The 12,502-nt window shown below is 44.5% G+C and carries 9 protein-coding genes and 1 tRNA gene; all 10 read right to left on the bottom strand.

Annotated features, from left to right (window positions below):
- Nucleotides 1-59: 59 nt before the first annotated feature.
- The 10 genes from Q1Q15_RS06325 to pheT all read right to left on the bottom strand — a co-directional run bounded on the left by Q1Q15_RS06325 (nt 60) and on the right by pheT (nt 12,501).
- Complete coding sequence (locus Q1Q15_RS06325) at nt 60-836, bottom strand: MBL fold metallo-hydrolase (RefSeq protein WP_300457755.1); 777 nt, start codon at nt 834-836, stop codon at nt 60-62.
- Nucleotides 826-2,913 carry a polyribonucleotide nucleotidyltransferase gene (pnp, locus tag Q1Q15_RS06320; RefSeq protein ID WP_300457754.1) on the bottom strand — a complete coding sequence of 696 codons (2,088 nt, stop codon included), beginning with the start codon at nt 2,911-2,913 and terminating at the stop codon, nt 826-828. The genes Q1Q15_RS06325 and pnp overlap by 11 nt, the downstream gene beginning before the upstream one ends.
- 215 nt (nt 2,914-3,128) lie before the next feature.
- Complete coding sequence (rpsO, locus tag Q1Q15_RS06315; protein WP_300457752.1) at nt 3,129-3,398, bottom strand: 30S ribosomal protein S15; 270 nt, start codon at nt 3,396-3,398, stop codon at nt 3,129-3,131.
- Nucleotides 3,399-3,551: 153 nt separating this feature from the next.
- Complete coding sequence (truB, locus tag Q1Q15_RS06310; RefSeq protein ID WP_300457750.1) at nt 3,552-4,457, bottom strand: tRNA pseudouridine(55) synthase TruB; 906 nt, start codon at nt 4,455-4,457, stop codon at nt 3,552-3,554.
- 10 nt (nt 4,458-4,467) lie between these two features.
- Nucleotides 4,468-4,836, bottom strand: coding sequence for a 30S ribosome-binding factor RbfA (gene rbfA / locus Q1Q15_RS06305; protein WP_300457748.1), 369 nt, complete (start codon nt 4,834-4,836; stop codon nt 4,468-4,470).
- Between the two features lie 7 nt (nt 4,837-4,843).
- Nucleotides 4,844-7,762: a translation initiation factor IF-2 gene (gene infB, locus Q1Q15_RS06300; RefSeq protein ID WP_300457747.1), complete on the bottom strand. Its 2,919-nt coding sequence runs from the start codon at nt 7,760-7,762 to the stop codon at nt 4,844-4,846.
- A 68-nt stretch (nt 7,763-7,830) separates the two neighbouring features.
- Entirely contained in the window at nt 7,831-9,222 is a 1,392-nt protein-coding gene (nusA, locus tag Q1Q15_RS06295) for a transcription termination factor NusA (protein WP_300457745.1), read from the bottom strand.
- An 18-nt stretch (nt 9,223-9,240) separates the two neighbouring features.
- Entirely contained in the window at nt 9,241-9,717 is a 477-nt protein-coding gene (gene rimP / locus Q1Q15_RS06290; protein ID WP_300457743.1) for a ribosome maturation factor RimP, read from the bottom strand.
- 169 nt (nt 9,718-9,886) lie between these two features.
- Nucleotides 9,887-9,962, bottom strand: a tRNA-Gly gene (locus Q1Q15_RS06285).
- Between the two features lie 100 nt (nt 9,963-10,062).
- Nucleotides 10,063-12,501 (bottom strand): phenylalanine--tRNA ligase subunit beta, encoded by a 2,439-nt coding sequence (pheT, locus tag Q1Q15_RS06280; RefSeq protein ID WP_300457742.1) that lies wholly within the window; start codon nt 12,499-12,501, stop codon nt 10,063-10,065.
- Nucleotide 12,502: the final 1 nt, after the last annotated feature.

Genomic DNA, 12,502 nt, shown 5'->3' with positions numbered 1-12,502 from the left:
ATGCCCTTCTTTCTTAGAGGATTCTCCATGGGCAGAAAAAACAGACCGATCCCGGGGGATTACAGGTGGATAACGTTCCCCGGTTGATCCGGTCCGGCAACATGCAGGGCAATCGCTGAAGCGTTCAGGTGCTTTGAGACCTCTTGAAACGCTTTTTGAGGGCAGTTGTTTTCTTCACTCAAATGCGCAAGAATAACATGTTTTAAGGCCTCGGTCTTCAGTTCCGATATTAGTGCCCCCGCATCCATATTGGACAAATGCCCGGTCCTGCCTTTGATTCTTTGTTTGAGATGCCATGGGTAAGAGCCGTTAATCAACATGTCCGGATCATGGTTTGATTCCAGGTATAAAAGACTGCTGTCCTTTAAATGCTCTTTGACCAGACGCGTGACCATGCCCAGGTCGGTGGCGATGCCAACCTTGTGACCATTATATTCCATGGTCAGTCCGGAGGGATCTTTGGCATCGTGGGAAATGGAAAACGGGCGGACCCTTATTTGATCTATCTGAAAAGGGGTGCCGCATTCAAAAAAGCACAGGTCTTCAATTTTTCCAATGTCCCGGCATGCCTGATAGGTCTTTTGTGTGATATAAACAGGAAGTTTAAATCGGCGACTCAATATGCCGGCACCTTTAACATGATCGGAATGCTCATGGGTAATAATAATAGCCGTAAGATTTTCAGGGGCAACACCGATGGTGTTCAGCCGCCGTTGAATTTCAATCCCTGAAAGTCCCGCATCAATCAATAGAGAACTGTTATTGCAGGACACAAACAGGCTGTTCCCCTTGCTGCCACTGGCAAGGGGACAGACACTGAACGACTTATTTTTCATCGCTCAGGGCAGCTTTGTAACTCAGCTTTATTTTTCCATCCCGGGTAACATCCAGAACCTTTACCGGGATAACATCTCCCTCTTTCAGCACATCGGTTACTTTTTTAACCCGGTGATTGGCCAGTTCGGAAATATGCACCAGACCGTCCGTGCCCTGTTTGATATTTACAAAAGCCCCGAAATCGGTAATTTTAACAACAGTACCTTCATAGATTTCACCAATCTCAGGATCAAGGGCGATATCGGATACCATTTTTAAAGCAATGGCTGCATCTTCTTCGTTTTCAGCCGCAATCTTGACGATACCGGAATCATTTACCTCAATGATGGTATTGGTTTCTGCCTGAAGCGCTCTGATCACTTTTCCGCCAGGACCGATGATATCCCTTATTTTATCCGGTTTAATTTGAATACTGACGATTTTGGGGGCATGGGGTGAGACTTCCTGTCTGGCATCCTTAAGTGTTTCAAGCATCTTGTTTAAAATGTGAATCCTGCCGCCTTTGGCCTGGTTAAGGGCGGTCTCCATGATTTCTTTTGACAATTCCTTAATCTTAATATCCATCTGGAGTGCGGTAATGCCTTCAGCCGTTCCCGCCACCTTGAAATCCATATCACCGAAATGATCTTCATCGCCCAATATATCCGAAAGTACAGCGGTTTTATTGTCATCTTTTACCAGACCCATGGCAATCCCGGAAACCGGCGCTTTGATGGGAACGCCGCCATCCATCAATGCCAGAATTCCTGAACATACGGTTCCCATGGATGAACTTCCGTTGGACTCCATGACCTCTCCCACCAGTCGAATGGTATATTCAAAGTCTTCCGGGGAAGGAAGAACTCTTTGAATGGCCCGGCTCGCCAGATTTCCATGACCAATATCCCTTCGGCTGGGGCCGCCTGCACGTCTGACTTCCCCCACGGAAAAGGCCGGGAAATTATAATGCAGCATAAAGGCCCGGGTTTCATTTCCCATAAGGGTTTCAACCCGTTGTTCATCCATACCCGAGCCAAGGGTCAAAACACCCAGCACCTGGGTTTCACCCCGGGTAAAAAGTGCTGACCCGTGCGGTCTGGGAAGTTTACCCACCTCACAGTCGATTTGTCTGATTTCATCAAATGCCCGGCCATCAATCCGTTTATCCTCTTTTAAAACAATATCCCGACTGACCATTTTAACACATTTACTAAAGGCTTCTTTTATCTCTTTGGTCTGCTCGGGATAGGCTTCTGTAAACTGTTCAACCACCTGATCTTTTAAAGCACTCAACGCGTTTTGACGTTCAATTTTTGTTTTGATCTGAACGTCTTGATAAATTTTATCCCTTGAGAACGCTATCACCTTGGCTTTCAGTTCTTCATCCCTGGCAGGGGAAACAAACACGCGTTTTTCCCGTCCAAAAACTTCTTTGACCTGTTCTTGCAGTTCAATGAGGGGCTGAAGGGCTTCATGGCCAAAGAAAATCGCATCCAGCATATCTTTTTCCGAAACAATATCTGCCCCGCCTTCCACCATGACCACACCGGTTTTTGACCCCGCCACAACCAGTTCGATATCACTGTCTTTCATCTGTTCAATGGTCGGATTGGCAACAAACTGCCCCTCTATGCGCCCCACCTTGATACCGGCAATGGGTCCTGCAAAGGGAATATCAGAAATTTGTAAGGCGGCAGATGCCCCAACAATGGCCAGGGTATCAGGTTCATGAATTTTATCCATGGAAAGAACCGTGGCAATGACCTGGGTCTCATAGTTATAATCATCCACAAACAACGGACGAATGGGTCGATCAATCAATCTGGCTGTCAGCGTTTCCTTTTCAGAAGGCCTGCCGATCTCCCGCCGAAAATAATTTCCCGGAATCCTGCCTGCTGAATAAATTTTTTCCTGGTATTCCACCGTTAACGGCAGAAAACTGATATCCTTTTTGGGGTCTTTGGAAGAAACAGCCGTCACCAACACAATGGTTTCTCCATATTGTACAATTACTGACCCTGATGCCTGCTTGGCAATTTTCCCCCCACTGATGGAAAATTCTTTTCCATTAATGGTTGTTGTAAATTTTTTTTCCATAACGTCTCCTGTAATAAAAAAAGGCAGCAAATGGTAAGGTAATTTTTCAAAGATAATAAACCCGCATGTTTGCCATTAAATTTTCATTTAATGGCAAACATGCGAACTTATTTGAAAAATTCCTTAAAAATTGCCGCCCCAATAAAAATAAAATCGGTAAAAATATAAAACCGGCCTTTGACCCACACCGTGTCAAAAACCGGTTGTCTGTCATTCTATCTTCTAAGTCCGAGTCTTTCAATTAAAGAACGGTATCGGTTCACATCTTTTTTCTTAACATAATCCAAAAGGCTCCTGCGTCTTCCAACAAGGATCAACAGACCCCGCCTTGAATGATGATCTTTTTTGTGAACTTTAAGATGTTCGGTTAGATAACTGATACGATGGGTTAGAATAGCAACCTGAACTTCCGGTGAGCCGGTATCAGACTCGTGGAGCTTGAATTGCTCAATCATCTCCTCTTTGTTTTCTACTAATAAAACCACTTTACAACTCCTTTATCTGGAATAAAAAAAACATGATATGCTTGATTGATCTAAATTTTTATGATTTCCCATCCAATATTCCATTCAGAAAAAGGAAATGCAAAACAGATCATCATACCATTACAAATATATATAACCTTAAGTCAATACCAGTTAACGTGAAAAAACACAAGAATAATTAAATTCCCGTCTATTTTCAGCAAATTGGATGATGGCCAGAAGCTGATAGTTTTCATCGATCAGCCGGATGGATTGATCTGGACCTGCTGGTGGCGGTCCAATCTCATCTATGGTCAGTCGCTGACCATACTGAATTTTTTTTGCTATTGATTCATCCACCGAAATTTTGGGCATAAAATCAAGACAATCTGCCAACGGTACAATTCTTTGTTCGGCACTTGTTTTATCCAGTCTTTCAAGCGCTTCCAGGTCAATGGCAGTTTCCAGTGTAAATGCGCTGGACTGGGTTCTGCAAAGCTTTGACAGATGCGCACCGCATCCAAGCTTTCTGCCGATATCAAACGCAAGGGTCCGGATATAAGTGCCGGCTGAACAAAAAACGTCCACATCAATATAGGGCAATTCCATATCAAGGATCTGGATATCATAAATCTCAATCTGCCGGGGTGGTTTTTGTATTTTTATGCCCTGGCGGGCCAGTTTATACAGCGGCTGACCTTCATGTTTCAAGGCCGAAAAGGCCGGGGGAATCTGATCCTGAAGACCGGCGAAAGATACTATTGCAGCTGCGACATCCTCTGTTTTGAGGGTATCCAGACTATTTTTCGGTGCAGTAAAGGTCGGATTGCCTGTCAAATCACAGGTATCGGTTTCAACCCCCAGACAAATTCTGGCAGTATACCGTTTGTGGCCTTCAAGAAAAAATCGGGATATCCGGGTCCCCTGGTTAATACCGCAGAGAAGCAATCCGGTGGCAAAAGGGTCCAGGGTCCCTGTATGCCCTGCTTTTTTTGCCCCCAATAGCCGTTTAACCCGGGCAACCACCCGGGCGGAAGAGATCCCTTCGGGCTTATGTATGGGGAGAAGACCACTTTTCATGGGAATATATTTAAGATGCTTGCTCGTCTGACGGTCCGGTTGAAGCCGATTTAATCAACGCATCCATTCGGGCAGCCTTGTCAAAGGTATCATCATGGACAAACCTTAAATCCGGCATAAACTTCAATCCTAATTCCGGAGCAATGCGCTTCTTGATAAACCCCTTGGATCGCTTAAATCCTTCCAGGGCATCCTTGATCCGCTTGTCATCACCGTACACCGCAAAATACACCTGGGCTATCCTAAGATCCGGAGATAACTTGACACCGCTGATGGTAACCATCTCAATCCTCGGATCCTGAATTTTTTTGGTCAAAAGTTCAGTAAGAACAGATTGAATTTTAACGCTGATTCTTTCAGCTCTTGTGTAGGGTTTCATTTTTTAATCAATCTGCCTTATACTTTCTTTCTTCAACTTCATAACACTCAATCACATCACCGACCTTGATATTATTGTATTTGTCAAGACCGATACCACATTCATATCCCTGTTCCACCTCTTTGACATCATCCTTAAATCGTCTCAAAGATGACAACTGTGTATCACTCTTGATAATACCATCTCTCAGGAGCCTGACTTTTTTACCACGGATCATTTTACCTTCTGAAATATGAGAGCCGGCAATAGTTCCCATCTTTGGAACGACAAAGGTTTCACGGACATCTGCCCGCCCAATAATAATTTCATGGAATGTGGACGGCATCATACCATCTAATGCAGCCTTAATATCATTGATGACATTATAAATAATATCATAAAAACGCATGTCCACATTTTCATCCTTGGCAAGCCGTCGGATCTGGGGTGACGGCCGAACGTTAAACCCGATGATAATGGCATCGGATACGGCGGCAAGCCCCACATCCGATTCATTAATCGTTCCAGCGCCGGAATGAACAATTTTAACTTCCACTTCTTCCTTGGCCAACTCTTTTAATGAATCATTCAAGGCTTCTATGGAACCTTGAACATCGGCCTTAACAATCAGCTTGAGTTCCTTGACTTCAGCAGATCCCAGATTTTCAAACATTTTTTCAAGATTTGCCCGACTTTTCTTAGCCAGCTCTTTGGCCCTTTGTTTCTGCATCCTGTGACCGGCAATCTGTTTTGCATCCTTATCTGAAGCCACCGCAATGAACTCATCCCCGGCATCGGGCACACCGTTCAAACCCACGATCTCGACGGGTGTACTGGGACCTGCCAAGTCGATCCGGTTTCCCGTATCATCCATCATGGCCCTGATCCGACCGGAATAGAGCCCGCAGACAACCGAATCACCCTCTTTTAAGGTGCCCTCTTTTACCAGTACCGTTGCCACTGCACCGCGCCCGATATCCAGCCGTGATTCCACCACATAGCCCGATGCTTTTCTGTCTGGGTTTGCCTTGAGTTCCAGAACCTCAGACTGCAGTAGAACCATTTCAAGAAGTTCATCAATACCGTTACCGGTTTTTGCAGATACTTTTACAAAAATGACACTGCCGCCCCATTCCTCGGCAAGCAAATCTAACTCTGACAACTCCCGCATGATTCTATCCGGATCAGCTCCGGGTTTATCCATTTTATTGACTGCAACCAAAACCGGTACACCGGCAGCTTTAGAATGATTGATGGCTTCTATGGTCTGGGGCATGACCCCATCATCGGCAGCCACAACAAGAATCACAATATCCGTCACCTTGGCACCCCTGGATCGCATGGCCGTAAACGCGGCATGACCGGGCGTATCAAGGAATGTGACCCGACCACCATTGGGGGTTTCAACATTATAGGCCCCAATATGCTGGGTAATTCCACCCGCTTCCCCACTGGTGATTTTAGATTTCCGAATGACATCCAGAAGCGAGGTCTTCCCATGGTCTACATGCCCCATGATCGTCACCACTGGCGCCCTTCCCATTTTTTTAGCTTCGTCATCCTCCCCATCTTCAATATTAAGAAGGGTTTCTTCCTCAAAAGACGCTTTTTCCACCTCAAAATCAAATTCTGTTGCAACCAATACGGCTGTTTCAAAATCAATGGTCTGGTTCACCGTTGCCATAACCCCTAACGTCATCAACTTGGCAATCATTTCATTGGCCTTGATACCCATTCGTTTGGCAAGTTCGGCAAGTTCAATGGCATCATCAATTTTAATCCGTCTTTTAATAGCCTTGGGGGTTGTAATCTGGGTTTTCTGAAATTTTCCCTTTTTGCCGCCTTTGGGCTCTTTTCTACCGCGTTTCTTTTTACCCCGGGGACTATTGTAAAGCGCATCCTTTTCAATGACGGATTTTTTCTTGCGTTGCACTCTTTTGCCGGCGGCGGGCTTGTCCTCGCCAAAAACCACTTTTCGTTTCTCTTTTTTGCGTTTTCCAATATCTGTTTCTGCCGAAACATCCTTTTTCACTACTGAACTCTTTTTAGGAATCCCAGAAGTTGATGTCACAGGGTCTCTCTTTTGAAACGATTTTTTAGGTGGCCCGTCTTTTTTGACCTCATGTTTTGTACTTGCCCATTTTTTATCTTCACCAGATGAGGATTTCCTTAAGTTTTCAAGCACAGAAGGATCTGCAATTTTAACAATCTTTGCAGGGGTGGCCTTTTTCTTTTTCTTTTTCTTTTTAACCGTTTTCTCTATATCTTCAACGTCTACCAACTCTGTCTCCTCTTGTATGACGGCCTCTTTTGTTTCTTTTTCGATACTGTCTTCAGGCGGGATATCCAAGGCCTTTCCTTCTTTTTCAATACTCGTTTCTTCGATCTTGGGGTCTTTTTCTGTTGATAGGGGCGGTTCGATAACGTCTATTTCAGGGGCTGGGACGATTGTTTCAGGTTTTTCGACGGGTTTCACTATGATGGCAGGTTTGATAATCTTTGCAGGCTGGCTTTTTTTGCTCGTTGGTTTGGATTTGTCTTTTTTTTGCACAGAATCCGGCATATCAGACGAAACGTTACTTTCCAATGATTTGGATGATTCTTCACCCTCTGTTTGCTCAACAGCGGATACAGCTTCAGTTCCCTCATCGGTCACAGGTGCCTCTTTTTCTGGTACGACAACCTGCTCAGGTTCTTCTTCCTCTTTTGGCGCAACAATCTCTTCAACCTTCCGCTTTCTTCTGCGGATGACAGATGATTTTATCTTAACATCGGTCTTTCTTTTTTCTTTTCCCAAAAGACTTCTTTTGATCACATTAACATCACTATCTTCCAGAGAACTCATATGGCTTTTAACGTCAATTTTCAATTCTTTCATTTTATTAAGAAGCGCTCTGTTCGTCATGTTAAGATCTTTAGCTAACTCATATACTCTGACCTTCGCCATTTGTTGCCCCCAAGTAATACTCTTTTTTATATTCTTTTTTCGCCTGCTAACCTTTATTCATCAGCCGTTTACACTAATTCATCTCCGTCTTCGGCATCTTGAATTTCTTCACTGTCCTGAATTTCTTCACTGTCCTGAATTTCTTCACTGTCCTGGATCTCTTGGCTGCCCTGGATCTCTTGGCTGCCCTCCGGACCTTGATCCTGCGCTTCCTGGCTTAATTCCATTTCCAGGATATTTTTTGCATCTTCAATCATTTCTTCAACTTTAGCGTCGTCAAAATCTGTGATGGAAACGATATCCTCAACATTGGCTTCACATATATCCTCAAGAGAAGAATATCCCCCCTTAAACAGCGTTTCCGCCAGGGACAAGCCCACCCCGGCAAGCTTCATCAAGCTGTTATACCCTTCTTTAACTTCCCGGCTGTAGTCCTCTTCACTGGTCACTTCAAGATGCCAGCCGGTTATTTCACAGGCCAGAGAAACATTTTGCCCTCCCTTGCCAATGGCAATAGAAAGGTATTCATCGCTTACAATGACTTCCATGGATCGATTATCTTCATCAATAATGACCCTGGAAATCTCGGCAGGCGATAGGGAATTACACACAAATCTGGCAATGTCCGGACTCCATTGAACAATATCAATTTTTTCACCCCGAAGTTCCTGAACAATGCTCTGAACCCTGTTTCCCTTCATCCCAACACAGGCCCCCACCGGATCCACATCCGAATCCATGGAGGATACGGCAATTTTAGCCCTGAGGCCGGGAACCCTTGCAGCGGCGCGCACAGTGACAATTCCTTCGGAAACTTCAGGCACTTCCGTTTTAAATAATTCCACAATAAATTCCGGATGGGTTCTGGACAAAATGATCTGTGCACCCTTTGATTCTTCCAGTACATCCAGGACATATGCCCTGACCCTGTCACCCCGTTTGTAATTCTCTTTTGGCATCTGGTCCCTGGGCCTTAAAACCGCCTCAGTCTGCCCCAGATTTACGATAATGCTGCCGCGATCAAACCGTTGAACAATACCATTGATAATTTTTCCTTTTTTCTGGATAAAATTCTCATAAACGGCATTTCTTTCGGCTTCCCTCATTTTCTGTATAATGACCTGTTTGGCGGACTGGGCAGCAATTCGTCCAAATTCTTCCGTATCTATCCGGATACCTAGACTGTCGCCAATCTCGCATTCCGGATCATATTCATATCCGTCTTCAAGCGTCAGTTCACTGTCATGGTATTCAACCTCTTCCACCACTTCTTTAAAATGGAAAACTTCAACTTCACCGGTCTTATTATCATAATGAACCTCTATATCAGCTCGGGGTCCAATTTTTTTTCTGGCTGCAGAAATAATGGCCTCTTTCAGGGTGTTAATGAGAACTTCCGGTTCAATACCCTTTTCGCGACTTACCTGATCAATAACCCTTTTAATATCTGTGATAAACATTACTAAGCATTCTCCATATTACTGACCTGCAAGCATTGCTTTGCTGATCACATGATCTGATATTTCCAGCCGTTTTTCATCAACAGCAATCACAACAGAATCATCATTAATCGTCTCAAGAATTCCGGTAAATTTTTTTTTATTTTCAATCAATTCATTTGTCTCAATTTTTACCCGCTCGCCCTTGAAACGATGAAAATCTTCTTTTTTATTCAAAGGCCGTTTCGGCCCGGGTGAAGAAACTTCAAGCCGGTAACTGCCTATATTCTCAATCTGAACATCAATCAAATCACCCAGTTGACGGCTGATATCAACACAATCATCTAATGTAATCCCCCCGGGCTTATCCAAAAAAATGCGGAAAATGGTTTCCCGATCACTTTGAACATGGTCCAGATGGACAAGCTCGAAATTTTCAGCCTGGCACAATGGCTGTGCAACTTTTTTAATTTCTTTCACTAAAATGTGATTGTCTCGCTTCTGCCTGGCACCCATATATCGCCTTAAATACCTATTTTTTATAAAGTCCTCAAATACAAAAACGGGCAGATGCCCGTTCCTAAGTACAACACTTACAAAATCTTCCCCAAAAAACACAATCACTGGTTCAGATCATATATTAACTCCATAATGGAACACATCCGCCATCCCAACCGTATAAAGATGGAGCGGGCAACGAGATTCGAACTCGCGACATCAAGCTTGGGAAGCTTGCACTCTACCAGCTGAGTTATGCCCGCATTAGCGGAACAACATACCAATCTTTATGTGTTTTGTCAATAACAGATTTCAACCTTTGCCTTAGCAACGGTCAAAATACCGATTATTAATCGGTTACACTTATTCCGGCAAATCTCCATCAAACTGATCAAGAACAGCCGTTGAAATTTTTGTATGCAGTTTTTTAATATTTTTTTCTGTCAAGGTCTTATTGGCTGATCTGTAAATAACCCTGAAAGACAGGGATTTTTTATCTTCAGCCAAAGGGTGTCCTTCAAAGGCATCAAAAAGAAAGACTCGTTCAATCAGGGTCTCTCGTTGGGAAATAAGGTCAAGCTGCTTTAATATTGCGCCAACCATTACGGATCTGTCAACAATAATGGTAATATCCCTTGAAACAGAAGGGAATCGTGGCAGCGGTTCGGCTTCTACAACGTCGGGAAGGACCTCCAGTATGGATTTCAGACTAAAATCAAACACAAATGCCGCCTGCTTTAATCCAAAATTTTTTAACACCTTATCATCAATCCTTCCCAGCGTGCCGATCAAATGGTCACCGGATTTAACAAGGGCGGTATACCCGGTTTTAAAATACGGACAGGTGTCATCTACCACTGGTTCAAAAACCGGGTTCTTGACTTTAAACGCTCCAAGAAGGCCTTCAGCCACACCTTTCAAATCAAAAAAATCAACATCAGATTTTTTTGAATGCCAGGACTGAACCGATCGGTTCCCGGTCATCAGACCGGCCATCATTTCATGTTCTTCCGGCAAAAACCCTTTCTGGGTGGCATAAAAAATTTTCCCGATTTCAAAAACCTTTAACGAAATGGTCTGCTGGGAAATATTTCTTTTCATGGTTTCCAAAAGCCCTGGAATCATGGAGGTTCTTAAAACCGACATCTGATCTGAAATCGGGTTTAAAATCGTTTCCACCCGTCGCCTTTGGTCGTCACCCCTTAAATTCAAATTGTCACAAAACTTTTCATGAATGAAATTATAGTTGATGGCTTCAAAAAAAGAAAATCCGATCATGATCTGTCTGAGTTTTTCTCTAAGAAGAATCTTTGGGTCCAATGGTCTGCCTTCCGCAGGGACCAGCGGATAACGGGTCTTGATATTGTTATAGCCCCATAACCGGGCCACTTCTTCAGAAAGGTCTTCCGGCCGGGTGACATCAACCCTGAAAAACGGTACCCCCACTTTAAGCTGTGCCGCATGGGTCTTCTCCACTTCAAATCCCACTGAACTGAGTATCTCATGGATGGCATCCGCGTCTAAATCTGTGCCCAGCCGGATATTCAAACGATCCGTATTCACGTCAATTTCAAGGGGTACAGCCTTATTCGGATATTCATCAATGATATCCCTGGCAATGGTTGCATCACAAAGTTGAGCCATAAGTGAAACCGCTCTTTTTAAGGCTTTGACGGTTCCGTCCGGGTCTCCCCCTCTTTCAAACCGATGTGAGGCGTCAGTGGCGATCCCGGTTTTCTTAGCCGTTTTCCTGATGGAAACAGGATTAAAATAAGCACTTTCCACAAGCACCCGGGTGGTGTCATCTGAAATTTCTGAATTTTCCCCCCCCATTACCCCGGCCAGGGCAACCGGTCTTTCACCATCACAAATCATGAGCATATCCGGTTCAAGTGTATGGTCTTTACTGTCAAGGGTGGTAAAATCCGTATCACTGCCAGCCCGCCTGATGATAATCTGCCCTTTTGCCACCTCATCAAAATCAAAGGCGTGGAGGGGCTGACCCGTCTCCATCATGACAAAGTTGGTTATATCCACCACATTATTGATGGGTGTAAGCCCTATGGATTCAAGCCTTTGCTGGAGCCAGAACGGAGACGGTTTTATGGTAACATCCAGCAAAAGGCCGGCTGAATATCTCGGGCAAAGATCCGGATCTTTGATCTGGACGGTTGCATACTCATGAATGGATTCATTCCCTATTTTGTCATTGGCAAGGGTAAAATCCGGCAATCTTAACGGTTGTTTCGGCTCCATGAAAGCCCTTACCTCCCGGGCCACACCGATATAACTCAAACAATCCGGCCTGTTGGGGGTCAAGTCAATTTCAAACACCGTATCCGATACATTCAGGGCTTGTGCAAGGGGGATTCCCGTAACAAATTCACCATCAAGATCCATGATTCCGGATGCATCTGAATTGAGTCTCAATTCAGCCGCACTGCATAACATGCCCTGGGAAACTTCTCCCCGAAGCTTACCCTTTTTTATTTTCACATCGCCAGGCAGCACCGCTCCGGGCAGTGCGCACGGCACAAACATACCTTCCCGGACATTGGGCGCACCGCAAACGATTTGAATCTGCTGCTCCCCGCCCGCATCAACTGTGCAGACAGAAAGCTTGTCTGCATTGGGATGTTTTTTGACCGCATCTACCCTGGCCACCACAACATGGTTAAGATAGTCATATCTTTCTTCCACCGCATCAACTTCAAGACCTGCCATGGTCAACTTTTCTGCGATCACAGAAGGTTCAAGGTCAACCGGAATATACTCTTTCAACCAGCTTAAACTGACTTTCATA

It is taken from the genome of Desulfobacula sp. (genome assembly GCF_030145145.1).
Taxonomy (GTDB): domain Bacteria; phylum Desulfobacterota; class Desulfobacteria; order Desulfobacterales; family Desulfobacteraceae; genus Desulfobacula.
Note: the sequence above shows the minus strand (reverse complement) of the source record. Positions and strands in the feature narration are given on the sequence as shown.